This is a genomic window from Bacillus pretiosus (genome assembly GCF_051294775.1).
GTDB lineage: Bacteria > Bacillota > Bacilli > Bacillales > Bacillaceae_G > Bacillus_A > Bacillus_A wiedmannii.
Genome location: NZ_JBPPHF010000004.1, coordinates 230,090 through 249,878 on the forward strand (window position 1 = coordinate 230,090; position 19,789 = coordinate 249,878).

Genomic DNA, 19,789 nt, shown 5'->3' on the forward strand with positions numbered 1-19,789 from the left:
GATTTATATGAGAGAGGGAGGATGAAACAAATGATAGATTTACATTGTCACATTTTACCTGGTATCGATGACGGTGCACAGACAGTAACAGATAGTTTAGTGATGGCACAAAAGGCAATAGAGGAAGGTATTCATACAATTGTCGCAACACCACACCATCAAAATGGAAAATATATAAATGAACGTACCTCAATTCTTCATCAAGTAAAACAACTAAATGATGAACTGCAACAACATAATATTCCACTTACCATTTTACCGGGGCAAGAGGTCAGGTTATATGGTGACATATTAGAAGACTATGAAGCTGGTAAAATCGTTACTTTAAATGAAACAAACAAATACATATTCATTGAATTTCCATCTAATCATGTACCTCGTTATGCAGAACAACTATTTTATGAACTACGTGTAAAAGGAATGATTCCAATTATCGTTCATCCCGAACGTAATGCCGAGTTAATCGAGAGGCCAGATAAGTTATATAACCTTGTCAATAAAGGTGCATTAACACAAGTAACGGCAGGCAGTTTACTAGGTAAGTTTGGTAAAAAAATTAAAAAGTTTTCACTACAGCTTGTGGAACATAATTTAACTCATATGATCGCATCAGATGCACATAATACAACGTCAAGAGGATTCCATTTAGCAGAAAGCTATGAATTAGTTGAGAAAGAATTCGGAATGAACGTTATGAGCGACTTAAAAGAAAATCCGTATTTAATAATTAGCGGGAAAGCAATTTATAAAGAAGATCCGGAACAAATTCGTCGTAAAAAATTGTTCGGTATTTTTTAAATAAAGAACTGGTGATGTCTCCTAACCGTTATCAACGGAGGCACTCGGTCGTGCTGTGGGTAGAAATTTTTTTATTTCGAACCTACCTTAGACGCTTGTCGTCGGGAGTATGACGTGAGGTTGGGTTAGATGCCCATCATTTATTTGTAATAGAAACTCTACCTATGGAGTTATAGCAATGACTCTATAGGTAGGGTTTTTGTTATTGTTACATATGAATAAAAGGATGTAGGGGGAATAGAATTGAAAAAAGTAAGAAAAGCAATTATTCCAGCAGCTGGTCTGGGAACGAGATTTTTACCAGCAACGAAAGCGATGCCGAAAGAAATGTTACCAATCGTCGATAAACCGACAATTCAATACATAGTAGAAGAAGCAATAGAATCTGGAATTGAAGACATTATTATTGTTACTGGAAAAGGAAAACGTGCGATTGAAGATCATTTTGATCATTCCTTTGAATTAGAACAAAACCTTTTAGAAAAAGGAAAGCATGAAATACTTGAGAAAGTACAAGCTTCATCAAAAATTAATATTCATTACATAAGACAAAAAGAGCCGAAAGGACTTGGGCACGCAGTATGGTGCGCACGTAAATTTATTGGAAGTGAGCCATTTGCAGTATTACTTGGTGATGATATTGTACAAGCAAAAACACCATGTTTACGTCAATTAATGGATCAATACGAAGAAACACAATCGTCAGTTATCGGTGTACAAACAGTGCCAGAAAACGAAACACATCGTTACGGTATTATCGATCCAATTGAACAAAATGACCGTCGTTATCAAGTGCGTCAGTTTGTTGAAAAGCCAGCAGAAGGTACAGCACCATCAAATTTAGCGATTATGGGTCGTTACATATTAACACCTGAAATTTTTGCGTTCCTCGAAAATCAAGAAACAGGAGCAGGTGGAGAAATTCAATTGACAGATGCAATTCAACACTTAAACGAAATTCAACGAGTATTTGCGTATGACTTCGAAGGTATTCGTTATGATGTTGGAGAGAAGTTTGGGTTTATTAAAACGACAATTGAGATGGCGCTTCAACATGATGAATTAAAGGGTGAATTAATGAAATATATGAATGAACTTGTGAAAAAAGAAAATGTATATTTGTAAAGTGAGGTGCAAGAATTTTGACCTTGTTAAAATTATCTGATGGGGATGAAACGAAGCTAAATAGTAGAAAAATAGATGTGGAAACGGTAAATGCTCGTAAAGGATATTTAGTGGTTAAACGTTGCATAGATTTTATGGGATCTTTATGTGGATTGTTGTTGTTATTCCCTCTCTTCTTAATTGTAGCCTTAATCATTAAATATGAGGATCCTAAAGGACCGGTGTTTTTTAAACAAGTTCGTATCGGGAAAGATGGAAAAGAGTTCTATATATATAAGTTCCGCTCAATGGTTACAGATGCTGAGGATAAATTGAAAGATTTATTGGAACATAATGAAGTTTCAGGTGCCATGTTTAAAATGAAAAAAGATCCTAGGGTAACACATTTCGGTCACTTTATTCGTAAAACTAGCATTGATGAACTTCCTCAGTTAATTAATGTACTAAAAGGTGAAATGAGCCTCGTTGGACCGAGGCCACCATTGCCACGTGAAGTAAAACAATATACAGATCATGATAAGCAAAGACTGCTTGTACTACCTGGATGCACCGGGTTGTGGCAAGTAAGTGGGAGAAATGATCTTGGTTTTAAGGAAATGGTTGAATTGGATTTAGAGTATATAAATAAACAAAGTATCGGGACAGACATTCAAATTATATTAAAAACAGTAACTATTCTTTTCACATCAAAAGGGGCTTATTAATATAAAAAAAATTAGTTCAAAGATAAGTGTGTTTTGAATGTTATTTAAGAGGTCTAATTATGAAGTTAAATAGTATGGCAGTAAAAAACATTGCTCAAATGGGCGTAATTCAATTGGTTAATTATCTATTTCCGTTAATAACGGTCCCTTATTTACTAAGGACAATTGGAATATCAAATTACGGTATACTTTCTGTTGAGATAGCAGTGGCACAAATATTATTGATTATTTCTGACTATGGATTTGCATTTACAGCAACACAGAAAATAGCAATAAAAGAAAAAGTGGATAATGATTTAGCAAGCGCAATTTATATTGTTAAATGCTTAATGGGGATAATTGTTTTTATAGCAGTTAGTATAATTATATATGTATTTTCTGCGGATACTAAGACAATCATACTTCACTTTGGATTCTTCGGCTTTTTCTTCTTCCAGTCATTAATACCCAACTGGTTGTTTAGGGGTTTAAATAAACTCATGTATATATCGATATTAACAGTAATGTCAAAATTATTTACGTTAGTATTGATGTTGTTATTAATTAAAAGTGAGAGTGATTATTACTTACTAGGGATTGTATATGCTGTGCCAACCATAATTATATGTGTAATTGCTCAAATAGTGGTGATTAAATTAGGGGTTAAAATTCAGAGGGTTAGTATTAGGAGAATACTTTCAGAAATAGAAGAGGGGAAAGATATATTTCTTTCTAATATCATTGGGGTATTATATACGACCTTGAATACGATAGTGGTGGCATTCTTTGGCGGTAGTTATGCAGCTGGGATATATGCGACTTGTGAGAAAGTAGTTGGTTTAGTTAACAGTGTCACAAATGCAATTTCACAAGCGGTATATCCAATTGTGTGTAAGGAAATAGCTAAGAAAAAAAATAAAATAGAACAGTTTAAAGTGTCTTTAAAATATTTTGGATGGTGGCCGGTTTGTACCTTTATTGGTGGAATAATCTTACTTGTATTAGCTCCGTTTATTTTGGCTCTAATTACGGGAGAGAAAGTGACCGATAATCAAATATTAACACTTCGAATTATGAGTTTTATTCCATTTTTAATTAGTCTAGGCCATTTATTAGGGATACAAACTTTAATTCCATTAAATGATAAAGCATCTGTTAGAATCGCTGTAACTTACGGAGCAATAGTGAATTTATCATTGGGAGTTTTATTATCCTGGTTATACGAGGCGCCAGGAACAGCTGCAGCAATACTTTTATGTGAACTTGTAGTTGTAGGAAAAGAGTTGAAATTTATAAAAACACACATAAGCTCTAAAGAAGGAGAAAAATGATTTGAGTGAATTTAACTTGTTTGCAATTATTGTTATTTACAATAGAAAAATTACAGATGCACCAACATATAATGAACTGAAAAAAATAACGTCCATTCGAGAGAATTTGTTTGAAAATATATTTATCTTTGATAACTCAACAGACAAAGAAGTAAGAGAATGGAATAAGAGATTAGTAAATAGTCAAAATGAGAAAGTAATGCAGTATGTTACAGAAAATGAAAATGTTGGTTTAGCTCATGCTTATAATTCTATATTGAAAAAAATTAACGAGGAATCTCCAAAAAAGAATAATTGGTTTTTGGTGACAGATCAAGATACCGATATTACATTGGAATTTTTAGATGCTTTTTGTGAAAATATTTATGATAACCCTGCAATTGGTGCGTATGTACCAAGAATATTTGGAAAATCACATATGATTTCTCCTTTAAAAGTCAATAGAACATTTTGGGGTGATAGTTTTGATTTACCAGCAGCAGAGCCAAATGGTCTTTTGAATGATCGATATACTGCTATTAATAGTTGCTCAATTTTTAACGTAAATGCTTTAAATAAAATAGGTGGATTTAGTGAGAAGTTTCCTATAGATTATTTAGATCATCATACTTATCATCAATTATGGAAAAATCACTATTCTTGCTACTGTTTGGATGTGGAGATTAAACATGATCTATCATTCGAGTCTTTTAGAGAAGTTAAATACGATCGATATAAAAACTTTTTGATTAGTCAAAGTAATTATATTACAGAGGTTGAACAAGATAATAAAATTAATCTTATTAAAGCTAGTATACATTCTGGTCGAAGACATACAGTTAGGACTTTAAGAAATGGGAGATTAATTTATTTTTGTAAAGGCTGGTATTTAAAGCTGAAGATGTTAGTACGAGCATTGAAAAAATAAAGGAGATAGTAAGAAATGGAGTTAATCTCAAATTCATCTGTGAATGTAGTGATAGTAACCTATGGTGAAAGATGGGGATTTTTAAAACCGATTTTAGCCAAGTTAGAAAGATTTGATGAAATTAATAGTATTATTTTAGTTGATAATGGGGTTCCTTATGATTTGAATGTGAAATTGAAAGGATTTAATAAAATTAAAACAGTTCATTTTCAAAATAATGAAGGTTCTGCAACAGGATTTAATGCCGGAATTAATAAGGCGCTTCAAGAAGAAGGAAATTTTATTTGGCTTTTAGATGATGATAATCTGCCAAATGATGATGCATTAGAAAAACTAAAAAAAATGCAAGTAGAGTTAGATGATGAAAAGATTATATTAAGCTCTTTTCGTAATGATAGATTAGAATTATTAAATTCAGGAGGACAAAGTTTTACACGCAATTCTTTTTTTGAATTCAATATATTGAAGAAAATATTTAAAAAATCAAAAAGATACAGTAAAAAGGATACAGGGTATCCAAATTTACTAGCATGTGAAGCAGTTCCTTATGGTGGCTTATTTTTGAATAAAACTATTATGGAGCAAGTAGACTTACCTACGAAAGAGTATTACTTATATTGTGATGACATTGATTTTACTTATAGAATGACTAATCAGGGTTATGCAATATATTGTGTTACCGATAGTGTGATTGTTGATTTAGAAAGCTCATGGTATAGAAAAGAGAAAGTACCAATGTTTCAAGGAATATTTAGAACCAATGAATTAACTAGAGGATTATATTCAATTCGTAATAGAGTATACTTTGAAAAAAATTATATAGCAGATTCAATAATGGCTTATTATGTAAACATATTTATATATATGTGTTTCGTGTTTATCAAGTATATGCCTAAAAATGTTAATGGTCTAAAAAGGTATATAATATTATTAAAAGCTATTAATAAAGGTAGAAAAGGAGTATTGGGGAAAGAGAAGGATTGGTAATACTTTATTTCCCAAAAAAGTATGAAAAAACTTGAAAAAAATTTCACATATTTATACGTCACTTTACTTTTAATTATTGCAGGCAATACAACTATTACTCAAATGTTTTTATTTACCGGGGAAAGAAAATTTGGAGTTTTATCGAAAGAGCGTATAGTCTTATTGTTATATGTAATTACGGTAATTATCGGGATATTAGTTTCAAAAAAAAGCTTGCAAATTACATTTTCAAAAGTAAAAGCTTTTTATATTCTATTCGCATTTTTAATATCTAGTTTTATACTATCTTTTGTGAATTTATCCGAAGGTTTTGAGAAGATGACAGAAGTTTTCTTCTCTTATTATTGGGTTACTTTATTTGTAATTATACTGGGTATGAATATTAACTTTATGGAAGAAAAATATGTGAAAAGAGCCTTTTCTATGTTTTTCTTTATTCAATGTATACTTGGTATCATGCAATATACCTTTAATAAACCGTTTGTGTTCACTACTTTTAACGGAGAGCCGGTATTGAATACAATCTATTATTTAAATGGTATAAGTTCTGCAAGTGATATTTTATACTCAATGGGGGCACAAGTAAGGGCTTTTGGTTTAACGGATAGTGGGTTAACGTTGGGGTTATTTTCTTTAGCTTTATTTAGTTGTTATTTTTATAATCTATCTTCCTCAAATGGGAGAGAAAAAATGAGAGCTATTTTAATAATGTTAGTTTCATTAATTTGTGCATACATGACGATTACAAGAAATATTTATGTGACAGGTCTGTTTTTATTGTTGGTGTTATTATTCTTAAATAAGATTTCTTCAAAAAAAATCTTATTTGTAAAAACAATGTATGTTCTTTTGGTTATAGGAAATTTTTTATATGTATCATTTGCAGAAGAGCTTTTTGAATTTATTGCTCAAGTAATACCTGAGTTTAATATAGAAACATTATTTAGTCGATTAATAGGGTATCAGCAAGTTTTTAATAAGGTTAAATTTGATGTTTCTCATATACTATTTGGATCAGGTATAGTACCTTCACGTCAATTATATATAGATAATGACTTCTTATATACATATGCTAATATTGGCCTAGTTAGTTATGTACTAATGCAGATAATATATATGTATATATTATTTAAAGGGTTAAACGGCCTAAGGGCAAAAACGTATGATTCTGGATTTTTAAAAGGATTATTAATCTTTCTAGTAACATATCCTTTTGCGAGTTGGATTAGTACTGTTATTTATGTTTACTTTATTCTGGCTATTTTAGCGTATGTAATTATGAAAAATGAAGACAAAAAATTAAATACGTAAATGACTTTTAATGAGGTAAAAAAATGAACGAGAGTATTTTTAAAAACAAATATTTAAAATTGAAATATATTCCATATATAATTTTAGCCTTTTTAATAAATGGATTTATAAAGTTATTAAAATTAAAAAAGCAAAAGATTATTTTAATAGGTGGGCATTGTGGAGAAAAATACGGAGATAATTCAGCTGAAATTCATAAATATTTACTAAGGAAATACCCAGAGTTTAAAATTTATTGGATGATAAATAAAGAGGTAAATCCAGAAGTAGTGAATATAGAAGGAACTGTAATAAAAATAGGTGGGATAAAGAATTACCTTGCGTATTTAAATTGTGATGTTTGTTATTTTAGTCATTCATTAAGTACAGATATTGCGCCAGTAATTGATAAAATCTTGCCTGAAAGAAATAAACCTATTAGGGTACACCTTAGCCATGGAGTAGAGGGATTAAAAAGGAACATTTACCCCGAAAGAATAGAAAATGTAGATTTTTATATATGTAGCTCTGAAAATGAAAAGGAAATCAAGCAGACTGAATGGGGTATAGCTGAGAACAAACTAATTGTCACTGGGGTACCTAGGTACGACAGGTTATATCGTTCAAAAAATATAATTCCTCAAAAAAGTATCTTATACTTACCAACTTGGCGTGAGTGGTTATATGAAATGGAAGAAGAAGAATTTATGCAATCAGAGTTTGTTAGTAAAATTCAAAGGGTAATTAATGATGTAAAATTGAATCAGATATTAATTGAGGCTGGTTTTAGGTTGGAAGTTTTACTTCATCCGTTTATGCAAAAAAAAATACCTTTACTTCAAGAAAATAACATTAATTCGAATATTGTAATTTTAGGAGGAGATGAAGATATTTCCGATAAAATTGTAACTTCTTCGTTATTAATTACTGATTATTCAAGCGTGAGCTGGGATTTTCTTTATATGCGCAAAAATATTATCTTTTTCCAATTTGATCAAGAAAAATATTTAAATGAACGAGGTGCATATATGGATTTTAAAAAAGAACTCTTTGGTGAGGTAGTATTTTCAGTTGATGATTTAATTCAAAATATAAAGCAGCTATTGAATGATAGGTTGGAATATAATGATGAAATTATTAACTTTCAACGTGAGAAATTTTTCACCTTTTTTGATGATAAAAATTGTGAACGCGTAATTCAGCATACTCTAAATGTGGATTAGACAGTGAAGAGATTTATATAGAACACTGAAGGAACACTTGGAGTAATTTAATAATAGATTCTAATTTAATTGAATATATGGAGGCATAACGATGAAAGGTATTATTTTAGCAGGTGGAAGTGGGACAAGATTATATCCATTAACAATGGTAACAAGTAAACAATTGTTACCTATATACGATAAACCAATGATTTATTATCCCCTATCTACACTGATGTTAGCGGGAATTCGTGAAATTTTAATTATTTCAACACCAGAGGATACACCACGTTTTGAAGCTTTGTTAGGAGATGGATCTCAATTTGGTATTTCTCTTCAATATAAAGTACAACCAAGTCCAGATGGATTAGCACAAGCATTTATTATTGGTGAAGAATTTATTGGTGATGATTCTGTAGCAATGGTGCTAGGGGACAACATTTATTATGGTAGCGGAATGCGCAAAATGTTACAGCGTGCAGCTCAGAAAGAAAGTGGAGCTACAGTGTTTGGTTATCATGTACATGATCCAGAGCGTTTTGGTGTAGTTGAATTCGATGAGAACGGGAAAGTATTGAGTGTAGAAGAAAAACCGAAAGAGCCAAAATCAAATTACGCAATTACTGGTTTATATTTCTATGATAATCGTGTAGTTGAAATTGCGAAAAATGTTAAACCATCGGCACGTGGAGAATTAGAAATTACATCTATAAATGAAGCATATTTAAATAATGGTGAGTTAGAAGTTGAATTATTAGGCCGTGGTTACACATGGTTAGATACAGGTACACATCAAAGTCTTGTGGATGCAACAAACTTTGTCAAAACAGTTGAAGACCATCAAGGAATTAAAATCGCAGCACTTGAAGAAATTGGCTTTATTAATGGTTGGATTAATAAAGAAACTTTAATTGAATCCGGTGATCAGTGCTCTAAAAATGGCTATGGTCAATATTTATTAAAAGTAGCAAACGGTAGTATTAAATACTAATTTGGAGTGAATGTAATGAAAGTTTTAGATACAAACTTATTAGGTGTTAAAGTAATTGAGCCAAAAGTATTTGGAGATCATCGTGGTTGGTTTATGGAAACTTATAGCGATAAGGCAATGAAAGAAGCTGGAATTGATCTGCAATTTGTACAAGACAATCAGTCCTTTTCTGCAACAAAAGGAACACTTCGTGGTTTACACTATCAGTTAAATCCTAAAGCACAAACTAAGCTTGTACGTTGTACACGTGGATCAATCTTTGATGTAGCGGTCGACATTCGTAAGGGAAGTCCTACATACGGTCAATGGTTCGGTATTGAGCTAAGTGCAGAAAATAAAAAACAGCTATTAGTTCCAAAAGGATTTGCACATGGATTTATGACATTAACAGATGATGTTGAGGTTCAGTATAAAGTTGATGAATTATATGCTCCGGAATGTGATCGAGGCATTGTTTGGAACGACGCTGAAATTGGTGTTGAGTGGCCAATGGAAATTCAACCAGTGCTATCTGAAAAAGACGAAAAAGCACCTTCATTAAAAGAAGCAGAAACTAACTTTGTATACGGGGAGTAAAAAAAATGAAAATTTTAGTAACCGGTTATAATGGTCAGCTTGGATATGACGTAGTAAAACGTGGAGAGAAGCAAGGACTAGAAATGCAAGGTATTGGAATAGAAGATTTAGATATTACAAACGAAGCTGCGGTTTATGAATTTGTAGATAAAGTAAAACCAGATGCAATTATTCATTGTGCAGCATATACGGCTGTTGATAAATCTGAAGATGATAAAGAACTTTGTTGGAATGTGAATGTAGAAGGTACAAAATACCTTGCTACAGCAGCAAAAAAATTAAATGCTAAATTTATTTATATTAGTACGGATTATGTATTTGATGGAGAAGGAACGCATGCATTTGTAGAAACTGACGCACCTAATCCGGTTGGATACTATGGTTTAACAAAGTATGAGGGAGAAAAGATAGTTAGAAGCTTAATAGATAACAACTTTATTGTGCGTATTTCATGGGTATTCGGTATTAATGGAAATAACTTTATTAAAACAATGCTTCGTTTAGGCGAAACACGTAATGAACTGAACGTTGTGGGAGATCAAATAGGGTCACCAACTTACACATATGACTTAGCTCGTTTATTAGTTGATATGGTTGTAACAGAGAAATATGGTACATATCATGCTACAAATGAAGGTTTCTGCAGTTGGGCTGAATTTGCACAAGGAATTTTTGAGATTGCAGGACAAGATGTAAAAGTAAATAGTATTACAACAGAAGAGTATCCTACTCGCGCAGTACGTCCTAAAAATTCACGTATGTCGAAGCAGAAATTAATTGATAATGGATTTGAGCCATTACAAGATTGGAAGAAAGCAACAAAACATTATATTACACAATTACAACAAGAGGTGAAATAAGTTGGAAAAAAAGAAAGTATTAGTTACAGGTGGCGCAGGCTTTATTGGGGGTAATTTTGTTCAGTATATGGTAAATAAATATCCTCAATATCATATCATTAATTTAGATGTACTTACATATGCTGGAGATTTAACAAAGCATAAAGATATTGAGGGTAAAGATAACTATTCATTTGCTAAAGTTGATATCGTAGACCGTCAAGCGGTAAACCAACTATTTGAACAAGAAAAATTCGATTATGTTGTTCATTTTGCTGCAGAGAGCCATGTTGATCGTTCAATTACTGAACCTGAAGTATTTATTAGCACAAATGTATTGGGGACACAAGTGTTATTAGATGCAGCAAAGGCGTATGGCATTACTAAATTTGTTCACGTATCAACAGACGAAGTATACGGCGAATTAGATTTTGATCCAACTACATTCTTCACAGAAGATACACCTTTACAACCAAATAGCCCATATAGTGCGAGTAAGGCTTCTTCTGACCTATTAGTTCGAGCGTATCATGAGACATTCGGTTTACCAATTAACATTACACGCTGCTCAAACAATTATGGACCATTCCATTTCCCAGAAAAATTAATTCCATTAACAATTTCACGTGTATTAAATGATGAAAAGGTTCCTGTATATGGGGACGGTAAAAATATTCGCGACTGGTTACACGTTATTGATCATTGTGCTGCAATTGATTTAGTTATGCATGAGGGTGCAAATGGAGAGGTTTATAATGTTGGTGGGCATAATGAGCGTACAAATTTAGAAGTAGTAAAAACTATTATTAGTACACTTGGCAAATCGGAAGAACTAATCGAGTTTGTTCAAGATCGACTAGGTCACGATAAGCGCTACGCAATTGACCCAACAAAACTAGAGAAATTAGGTTGGAAACCAACTTACACATTTGAAACGGGAATTGCTCAAACAATCCAGTGGTATTTAGATAATGAAGAATGGTGGAAAGCAATTGTATCGGGTGAATACAAGAGCTATTTTGCGAAACAATATACAAATCTATAAGCAATAGAGGCTATTAATATTAAGTATCATTTAATAGAATGATTTTGAGGTGAAGGTGATAGATTTTATTACCTTCATTTTTTTTGTAAATAATAACATGGAAAATTTATAATCCCATGGCGAAACTAAGGAGAGAACAAATTGAAAATATTGCATATTTCACTGGGATTACCCCCGTATCGCACAGGTGGGTTAACAAAATACTCAGTAGATTTAATGCATTCACAAGGACAAGAGCATCAAGTATTTCTTTTGTATCCGGGAAAATTCACTTTTTCGAAAAGGACAGCTATTAAGAAAAATAAACCATATGGAAGTATATCGGTATATGAATTAGTTAACCCTTTACCGATTCCTTTATTAAATGGAATTAATCAGCCTGAACATTTTATGAAGGAAATAGATCATAAGGTATATGAGGAATTTTTAATAGAATTAAAACCAGAGGTAATTCATGTACATACCTTGATGGGGATACACAAAGAATTTTTTGAAACGGCAAAGAAATTAGATATAAAAATTGTATTTACTACACATGATTATTTTGGTCTTTGTCCAAAAGTAAATTTGATGGACTCAAAAGGTAACATTTGTAATGATTTTGATGATGGGAAAAGCTGTATAGAATGTAATGTGAATGCATTAAGTCTTCCGATGGTTCATGTGATGCAATCGTATCCATATCGTTATTTAAAAGATAGTAGTATCGTAAAATCACTTAGAAAAATTAAAAAGAATCAGACTAAAAATAATACTGTAGCTACTAGGGTAGAACGAGAGATTGAAGAAATAGATGTGAATTTAGCGACGTATTATATAGAATTACGCGATTATTATTTAACAATATTCAAATTGATAGATTACTTCCATTTCAATAGTTCTATAGCAAAAGAGCAATTCGAAAAATATCTTGATGTGAATGGGAAGATAGTCTCTATTAGTCATCAAGATATTTCTGATTATCGTCAAGAGCGTAAAGTTAAACAAAGAGGAAATGAAGTAGTTAGATTAGGATATTTAGGACCCATAGATACCTATAAAGGATTTTATTCTTTAAAGAATCAATTGGATTCTTTAAAGGAAAAGGGATATACTAATTGGCATTTAGGAGTTTATGGTGATTTTGTAAATGATCCAGACACATATAATCCTAAATACTATACCTTTTATGGTCGTTATAATTATAATCAGTTAAAAGATATTTTTAATGAAGTTGATTTGTTAATCATCCCTAGTATTTGGAAAGAAACTTTTGGATTTATTGGTTTAGAAGCACAATCGTATGGTGTTCCAATTATGGTCTCTGAATATGTTGGTTTCAAGGACTTAGTACAAGATGGAGAAACTGGCTTTATATATAAAGTAAATAAGCATGATTTTATTGATAAATTATCAATGATTCTTGACGACACTTCATTGTTAGATTATATAAATGAAAACCTATTGAAATTGGATTTTCCTCATTTAATGGAGCAACATACTAAAGAAATAATAAACCTGTATCAAGAGGTAAGAGCGGGAGAAGAATAGATGAAACACGTATTTATTATTGGATCGAAAGGAATTCCAGCAAAGTATGGGGGATTTGAAACATTTGTAGAGTATTTAACAGAACGTAAGAAAAGTGAAGATATTCAGTATCATGTATCTTGCTTAGCGGATAACAATGAAGAATTTCAGCATAATAAGGCGAGATGCTTCAACGTGAAGACCCCTGAAATTGGGAGTGCGAAAGCTGTAGCGTATGATATATTGAGTTTAAGAGAGTGTATTAGTTATATTAAAAAAAATAATCTTAAAAACTGTATTGTATATATACTCGCATGTCGTATTGGTCCGTTTTTCTCTTTCTATAAAAGGAAGTTAGAAAAAATGGGTGTTCAAGTTTTTGTAAATCCAGATGGTCACGAATGGAAAAGAAGTAAATGGAGTCCGGCTATTAGAACTTATTGGAAAATATCTGAAAATCTAATGGTAAAGCATGCTGATTTACTGGTATGTGATTCTAAGGGTATTGAATCTTATATCCAAAAGGATTATAAAAAGCATGAACCAAAGACAACATTTATTGCCTATGGTGCGGATGTTACAACTTCTTCTTTAAAAGAAGATGACAGCACATTAATTGAATGGTATAAGAAACATGATGTAGCTGTGAATGAATATTATTTAGTAGTTGGTCGTTTTGTTCCAGAGAATAACTATGAATTAATGGTTCGTGAATTTATGAAATCCAATTCTAAAAAGGATTTTGTTATTATTTCTAATGTTGAAGAAAATCAATTTTATCAAGAATTATTAGCAAAAACGAAGTTTAATAAGGATTCACGTATTAAATTCGTTGGTACTGTATATGACCAAGATTTGTTAAGGAAAATTCGTGAAGATGCATTTGCTTATTTCCATGGACATGAAGTGGGTGGGACAAACCCATCATTATTAGAGGCGTTAGCGTCTACGAAGTTGAATCTGCTTTTGGATGTAGTGTTCAATAAAGAGGTTGGCGAAGAAGGTGCGGTTTATTTCTCTAAAGAAGAAGGTGCTTTAGCTAATTTAATTCAAGAAGTAGAGGCTTATTCTGAAGATGAAATTGATAAGTTAAGTAACAAAGCTAAAGATCGAATTATTCATGAATATTCGTGGGAGAAAATAGTGAATGATTATGAGGATTTGTTTTTAAATTCTTGATATATAAACATGTATGCCCTCTATTAATGAAATATTAGAGTAGCATTTAGTTTACAAGTCATTTACAAGTTATGTGTATATCCGTATAGTATTATATGGAATGAAATTTATAATGTTGAAATTGTTACCCGAAAGAAGGAAAAACGATGAAGAAAAAGATTCTATTTTGGATTCTAGGTATCATTGGTGTTCTTGTTATTGCTGGTGGTGTATATGCATATACTGTATATTCTAATGTGTCTAATGCGTTAAATACAGTGCATAAGCCTTTGGATCGTGATAAGTCCGATAAGCGAGATAAGAAAGTAGAGATTGCAGATAATAAACCTATATCTATTTTATTAATGGGTGTAGACCAAGAAGATAATGGAACAGGTAGATCAGATTCACTTATGTTATTTACTTTAAATCCAAAAACAAAATCTATGAAAATTACAAGTATTCCACGTGATTCTTATACAGAAATTGTTGGTAAAGGTAAAAAAGATAAAATCAACCACGCTTATGCTTTCGGTGGCATTGATATGTCTGTAAAAACAGTAGAGAATTTTCTTAATGTACCAGTTGATCATTACATCGAAGTAAACATGGCTGGGTTCAAAGATATTGTAGATGCTGTTGGCGGTGTTGATGTTAATAACGATTTGGAGTTTACATCGAGAAATCAGCATTTTGCTAAAGGTAATATCCATTTAAATGGTGAAACAGCATTAAAGTATACTCGCATGCGTTATGAAGATCCACGCGGTGACTTCGGTCGTCAAATGCGCCAACGCCAAGTCATTCAAGCTGTAATTAAAAAAGGTGCAAGTGTATCTTCTTTAGCAAATTATGGTGATGTATTAAAAGCAATTGAGAAAAATGTTAAAACAAGTTTAACGCAAGATCAAATGTTTGATATTCAAAAGAACTATAAAGATTGCATGGAGAATAGTGAAGAAATTCAAATTCCAGGTGACGGTCACAAAGCTGCTGATGGTATTTGGTACTACTACGTTCCAGATGCAGCGAAACAAGATATTACGAATAAGTTAAGAGCGCATCTTGAAGTGACTAAGTAATATGTAATAACCCAACTCCTTTGGTAGGAGTTGGGTTTATTTTTGCATGGATTTATATTAATATTATATATTGTGAGATTAATAGATGAGGTGAATCGATGAATAAGAAAGCAGTACTTGTCCTAGTTATTTTTGTATTGTTTGTCGCTTCGGTTGTGAGCGGTAAATTGTACTGGAATAAGAAGATTGCGAATGCGACGGGACAGACGAGTGAAGTAACGAAAACGAAGTCTGAAGTGAAAGATAGCGGAGCGAAGAAAGCAGAGAAAAAACAAGATGCGAAGTCATCTTTTAATGAAGCATATGCGAAGAATTTACCAGATGAAGTGAAAGAGAAGTTAAAGAAAGCTGCTGAGGATAAAAAGGTGGTAAACCTTGTTATTGTTGGTGATGAAGCTTCTTCATCTGAAAAAGATGCTTGGGCAGCTAAGTTAACGGCTAATTTAGAAACTGCTTACGGTAAAGGGTTATGGAATGTGACAGTAAAGGAATATAAGGGTGAAAGTACAGACGAGTTAATCACAAATAAACGTGATAAAGAGATTGCGAAAGAAAATCCAGATGTGATTTTATTTGAGCCACCGTTTATTACTGACAATGGTAAAACTGGTAATGGAAACTCTGTTGCGAGTACACAGAAGTTTGTGCAAGCACTTTCTACTAGTGCAAAGGGTGCTACGATTATGATTCAACCACCAAACCCAGTGTATGGTGCGAAGAATTATCCGAAGGCGATTGAGGCGTTAAAGCAATTTGCGACGCAAAATGGTTATACATATGTGGATCATTGGGGAGCATGGCCTGATGCAGCAACGAAGTCTATCCTGCCATATTTAACAGAAGAATTCGGTTTCCCAAGTGCTAAAGGACATGAAGTTTGGGCACAATATGTAACGGATTATTTCGTTGCTAAGTAATAAAGGTACACAAAAGGTATACGAGCAATCGTATACCTTTTATAATAAGTAAGTGAATAAGAAATCCTAATATATGTAGGAGGAAGACAATGAATTCAATTCTAATCTGCGGTGGAGCTGGTTATATCGGTTCTCACGCTGTGAAAAAATTAGTAGACGAAGGTTTATCTGTAGTAGTAGTAGATAACTTACAAACTGGTCATGAGGATGCAATTACGGAAGGTGCGAAGTTTTATAATGGCGACCTTCGTGATAAAGCATTTTTAAGAGATGTTTTTAAACAAGAGAATATTGAGGCGGTTATGCATTTCGCAGCTGATTCTTTAGTTGGAGTTAGTATGGAGAAGCCTCTTCAATATTATAATAACAATGTGTATGGTGCACTTTGCTTATTAGAGGTAATGGATGAGTTTAAGGTAGATAAGTTTATTTTCTCTTCTACTGCGGCGACGTATGGTGAGGTAGATGTAGACCTTATTACTGAGGAAACGATGACAAATCCAACGAATACGTATGGAGAAACGAAGTTAGCAATCGAGAAGATGCTTCATTGGTATAGCCAAGCTTCTAATTTACGTTATAAGATTTTCAGATACTTTAACGTGGCTGGTGCAACTCCAAATGGTATTATTGGGGAAGATCACCGCCCAGAGACGCATTTAATTCCTCTTGTACTGCAAGTGGCGTTAGGTCAACGTGAGAAGATTATGATGTTTGGTGATGATTATAATACACCAGATGGTACTTGTATCCGTGATTATATTCATGTTGAAGATTTAGTGGCAGCTCACTTCTTAGGACTTAAAGACCTACAGAACGGCGGAGAGAGTGATTTCTATAACTTAGGAAATGGTAATGGTTTCAGTGTAAAAGAAATCGTTGATGCAGTTCGTGAAGTTACAAATCATGAAATTCTTGCTGAAGTAGCGCCACGTCGTGCGGGAGATCCAGCACGTTTAGTTGCTTCTTCTCAGAAAGCGAAAGAGAAGCTAGGATGGGATCCTCAGTATGTAAATGTGAAGACAATCATTGAGCATGCTTGGAATTGGCATCAGAAGCAACCTAATGGGTATGCTAAATAAAATATAATAAGTGAAAGAGAGGGTATTGTCGTTCAACATATGTTCGACAATACCCTCTCTTTTTTTATAGGATTTTTGCTATACTAAACTGTACTATAATACGGGATGGAAGGAGGAGAATAATGAAAATACTTGTAGTTGATGATGAATCGAGTATTCGTAATTTGATTCGGATGCAGTTGGAGATGGAAGGGTATGAAGTGCTCACGGCGGCTGATGGAAGAGAAGCTTTAGAGAAATGGAATGAAGGACCGGATGTATTAATTTTGGATGTTATGCTACCAGATACAGATGGGTATGAGTTGCTTCGCTTGTTCCGTGAGAAGAATAGGGATATTCCAGTGCTCATGTTAACTGCAAAGAGTCAGATGAATGATAAATTGCTTGGTCTGCAGCTTGGTGCGGATGATTATGTGACGAAGCCATTTAATTATGCGGAGCTTATTCTTCGGGTCAAGAATATGACGCGGCGTGTGAAGAAGGCAGAGGTAACGGTAAGTCATGAAGTAATTGGGGCAGGAGAGATAACGATTTGTCCTAAGGAAAGAAAAGTGCATGTTAGTGGACAAGAAATTCAGTTAACGTACCGAGAGTTTAATTTATGTCAGTTGTTTGTTTCCAATCCGCAGCGTGTATTTATGAGAGATGAGTTACTTGAGAAAGTATGGGGATTTGAGTATATCGGAAATACGAGAGCGGTTGATATTATGGTGCAAAGACTGCGGAAGAAGCTAGGGAATAGCGGGGAATATATTAAGACAATTTATGGCGTTGGCTATAAACTAGATTGTTAAGTGGTGATGGTATGTCTTTAAAAAGAAATATGGTGTTTGGAATAGTGGGACTGTTAATCCCGATTTTTGTTCTTTTGTACGCAGTTGTTTATATTACGTTAGAAAAGAATATGTATCATAACGCGGCAAATTCTTTAGAGAAGTTAAGTGTAGAAGCACAAATTTATACGATGAATTATTTAGAGAAGGAAGCAGAGGTAGAGACGCTCGGTCCGAATTCACTTTTAATTGCTTCGTATTTAGCGAAGCGCATGGATGTCCGTGTACAGATGATTGGGAAGAATGGAGATGTTGTTGCGGATACGCAAAAAGGAGCGCTTCTTCATCGGAACATTGATATTGAAAGTTCTTTGAAGGGGAAGAAGTCTTATGTTTTTGAAGAGGGAGATCCAGCTCCAATTCTTTTGTTTTCAAGCCCAGTTTATTATGGAAACGATGTCATCGGAAGTGTTCGTTTTATAAATGAGTTAACGGGTGAGAAGGAAGTTTTAACAAATGTTGGCTGGACGTTCTTAATGACGTCTCTTTGTCTCGTAGCTGCAGGTATTTTCTTTGCAATTCGTTTGGCAAAGTCTCTTCATAAGCCGATTGATCAGTTAAGACAAATGGCAAAGCGGCTTGCGAATGGGGATTATAAAAGTAAGATTGAGCTAAATGAATATGTGGAAATTGCTCAGCTTTCAGCATCTTTTAATGCGATGGCTGATGGAATTGAGCTGCATATTAAGCAATTGAAAGAGGAGAAAGAGAAGCAGAAAGATTTCTTAGACCGCATTACGCATGAGCTAAAAACACCGTTAACGGCGATTATTGGCTATGTGGATTTAATTCCGAAGTTAAAGGCGAAGGAAGATGTAAAAGAGAGCCTGCGATATGTGGCTGTAGAGAGTGAGCGTTTATTATCACTTGTAGAGGAATTGCTTAAGTCTTCAAAGTACGGGAAGAGTACGTTTGAAGTGTCACCTACAGTTGTGAATGTAAAGGAATTAGCAGAAGAAGCAGTTTCAATTGTGAAACCTCGTCTGCAGAAATTTGAGATTGAAGTGATAAATGAGTTAACAGATGTACATGTTGTTGCGGATTTCGATAAGACGAAACAGATTTTCTTAAACGTGCTGGATAATGCGATAAAATATAGCGATGCTACACAAATTCGTATGAATGTAATTGTAAATGAACGTGAGGCGAAGGTTTTTGTTCATGATGATGGCATTGGTATAGATGAATGTGTGCTTGCAGAGTGGAATGAATCGTCAGAAGGTAAAGTCCTGCCTTCTAGTTACGGGAATGGTTACGGTTTGTATATTTGTCAGGAGATTATGAATAAGCAGGGCGGAAGTATGCGAATTGAGAGTAGTGAAGAGATTGGTACTACAATATTTATTACATTTTTGCTTCCGAGACGGATGGAAGACATAAAAAACTTGAAAGCGGTTAAATGATACATTTATGAAACAATTATGCGGTATTTTC

General features: G+C 33.2%; 19 protein-coding genes. All 19 read left to right on the forward strand.

Annotation, left to right across the window (positions count from 1 at the left end):
• Positions 1-30 precede the first annotated feature (30 nt).
• The 19 genes from ACSG5Z_RS21405 to ACSG5Z_RS21495 all read left to right on the forward strand — a co-directional run bounded on the left by ACSG5Z_RS21405 (position 31) and on the right by ACSG5Z_RS21495 (position 19,758).
• A complete protein-coding gene (locus tag ACSG5Z_RS21405; RefSeq protein WP_098962323.1) occupies positions 31-798 on the forward strand; it encodes a tyrosine-protein phosphatase in 768 nt (255 codons plus the stop codon).
• Positions 799-1,041: 243 nt separating this feature from the next.
• Positions 1,042-1,923 (forward strand): UTP--glucose-1-phosphate uridylyltransferase GalU, encoded by an 882-nt coding sequence (gene galU, locus ACSG5Z_RS21410; RefSeq protein ID WP_098146010.1) that lies wholly within the window; start codon positions 1,042-1,044, stop codon positions 1,921-1,923.
• A gap of 17 nt (positions 1,924-1,940) precedes the next feature.
• Positions 1,941-2,627, forward strand: coding sequence for a sugar transferase (locus tag ACSG5Z_RS21415; protein ID WP_098146008.1), 687 nt, complete (start codon positions 1,941-1,943; stop codon positions 2,625-2,627).
• A 59-nt stretch (positions 2,628-2,686) separates the two neighbouring features.
• A complete protein-coding gene (locus ACSG5Z_RS21420) occupies positions 2,687-3,937 on the forward strand; it encodes an oligosaccharide flippase family protein (protein ID WP_098537782.1) in 1,251 nt (416 codons plus the stop codon).
• A 1-nt stretch (position 3,938) separates the two neighbouring features.
• Complete coding sequence (locus tag ACSG5Z_RS21425; protein WP_098146004.1) at positions 3,939-4,844, forward strand: glycosyltransferase; 906 nt, start codon at positions 3,939-3,941, stop codon at positions 4,842-4,844.
• Positions 4,845-4,859: 15 nt separating this feature from the next.
• On the forward strand, positions 4,860-5,831 hold the full coding sequence (locus tag ACSG5Z_RS21430) for a glycosyltransferase (protein ID WP_098146002.1): 972 nt from the start codon (positions 4,860-4,862) through the stop codon (positions 5,829-5,831).
• Positions 5,832-5,852: 21 nt separating this feature from the next.
• A complete protein-coding gene (locus tag ACSG5Z_RS21435; protein ID WP_098146000.1) occupies positions 5,853-7,142 on the forward strand; it encodes a hypothetical protein in 1,290 nt (429 codons plus the stop codon).
• A 23-nt stretch (positions 7,143-7,165) separates the two neighbouring features.
• Entirely contained in the window at positions 7,166-8,344 is a 1,179-nt protein-coding gene (locus ACSG5Z_RS21440) for a CDP-glycerol glycerophosphotransferase family protein (protein ID WP_435712069.1), read from the forward strand.
• Positions 8,345-8,435: 91 nt separating this feature from the next.
• Entirely contained in the window at positions 8,436-9,314 is an 879-nt protein-coding gene (gene rfbA, locus ACSG5Z_RS21445; RefSeq protein ID WP_087983260.1) for a glucose-1-phosphate thymidylyltransferase RfbA, read from the forward strand.
• Between the two features lie 15 nt (positions 9,315-9,329).
• Positions 9,330-9,890: a dTDP-4-dehydrorhamnose 3,5-epimerase gene (rfbC, locus tag ACSG5Z_RS21450; RefSeq protein WP_030029423.1), complete on the forward strand. Its 561-nt coding sequence runs from the start codon at positions 9,330-9,332 to the stop codon at positions 9,888-9,890.
• Positions 9,891-9,895: 5 nt separating this feature from the next.
• Positions 9,896-10,750: a dTDP-4-dehydrorhamnose reductase gene (rfbD, locus tag ACSG5Z_RS21455; RefSeq protein ID WP_097907714.1), complete on the forward strand. Its 855-nt coding sequence runs from the start codon at positions 9,896-9,898 to the stop codon at positions 10,748-10,750.
• Position 10,751: 1 nt separating this feature from the next.
• Positions 10,752-11,774, forward strand: coding sequence for a dTDP-glucose 4,6-dehydratase (rfbB, locus tag ACSG5Z_RS21460; protein ID WP_087983256.1), 1,023 nt, complete (start codon positions 10,752-10,754; stop codon positions 11,772-11,774).
• Between the two features lie 141 nt (positions 11,775-11,915).
• Positions 11,916-13,304 carry a glycosyltransferase gene (locus tag ACSG5Z_RS21465; RefSeq protein WP_137035387.1) on the forward strand — a complete coding sequence of 463 codons (1,389 nt, stop codon included), beginning with the start codon at positions 11,916-11,918 and terminating at the stop codon, positions 13,302-13,304.
• Positions 13,305-14,462 carry a beta 1-4 rhamnosyltransferase Cps2T gene (gene cps2T / locus ACSG5Z_RS21470; RefSeq protein ID WP_097907712.1) on the forward strand — a complete coding sequence of 386 codons (1,158 nt, stop codon included), beginning with the start codon at positions 13,305-13,307 and terminating at the stop codon, positions 14,460-14,462.
• Between the two features lie 146 nt (positions 14,463-14,608).
• Positions 14,609-15,523, forward strand: coding sequence for a polyisoprenyl-teichoic acid--peptidoglycan teichoic acid transferase TagU (gene tagU / locus ACSG5Z_RS21475; RefSeq protein WP_087985949.1), 915 nt, complete (start codon positions 14,609-14,611; stop codon positions 15,521-15,523).
• 98 nt (positions 15,524-15,621) lie between these two features.
• Entirely contained in the window at positions 15,622-16,440 is an 819-nt protein-coding gene (locus ACSG5Z_RS21480) for an SGNH/GDSL hydrolase family protein (protein WP_426934159.1), read from the forward strand.
• Positions 16,441-16,529: 89 nt separating this feature from the next.
• Positions 16,530-17,522, forward strand: a complete 993-nt coding sequence (gene galE / locus ACSG5Z_RS21485; protein ID WP_435712070.1) for a UDP-glucose 4-epimerase GalE — start codon at positions 16,530-16,532, stop codon at positions 17,520-17,522.
• A gap of 122 nt (positions 17,523-17,644) precedes the next feature.
• Positions 17,645-18,316, forward strand: a complete 672-nt coding sequence (locus ACSG5Z_RS21490; RefSeq protein WP_064476140.1) for a response regulator transcription factor — start codon at positions 17,645-17,647, stop codon at positions 18,314-18,316.
• Between the two features lie 11 nt (positions 18,317-18,327).
• A complete protein-coding gene (locus ACSG5Z_RS21495; RefSeq protein ID WP_435712071.1) occupies positions 18,328-19,758 on the forward strand; it encodes a HAMP domain-containing sensor histidine kinase in 1,431 nt (476 codons plus the stop codon).
• The last annotated feature ends 31 nt before the right edge of the window (positions 19,759-19,789 follow it).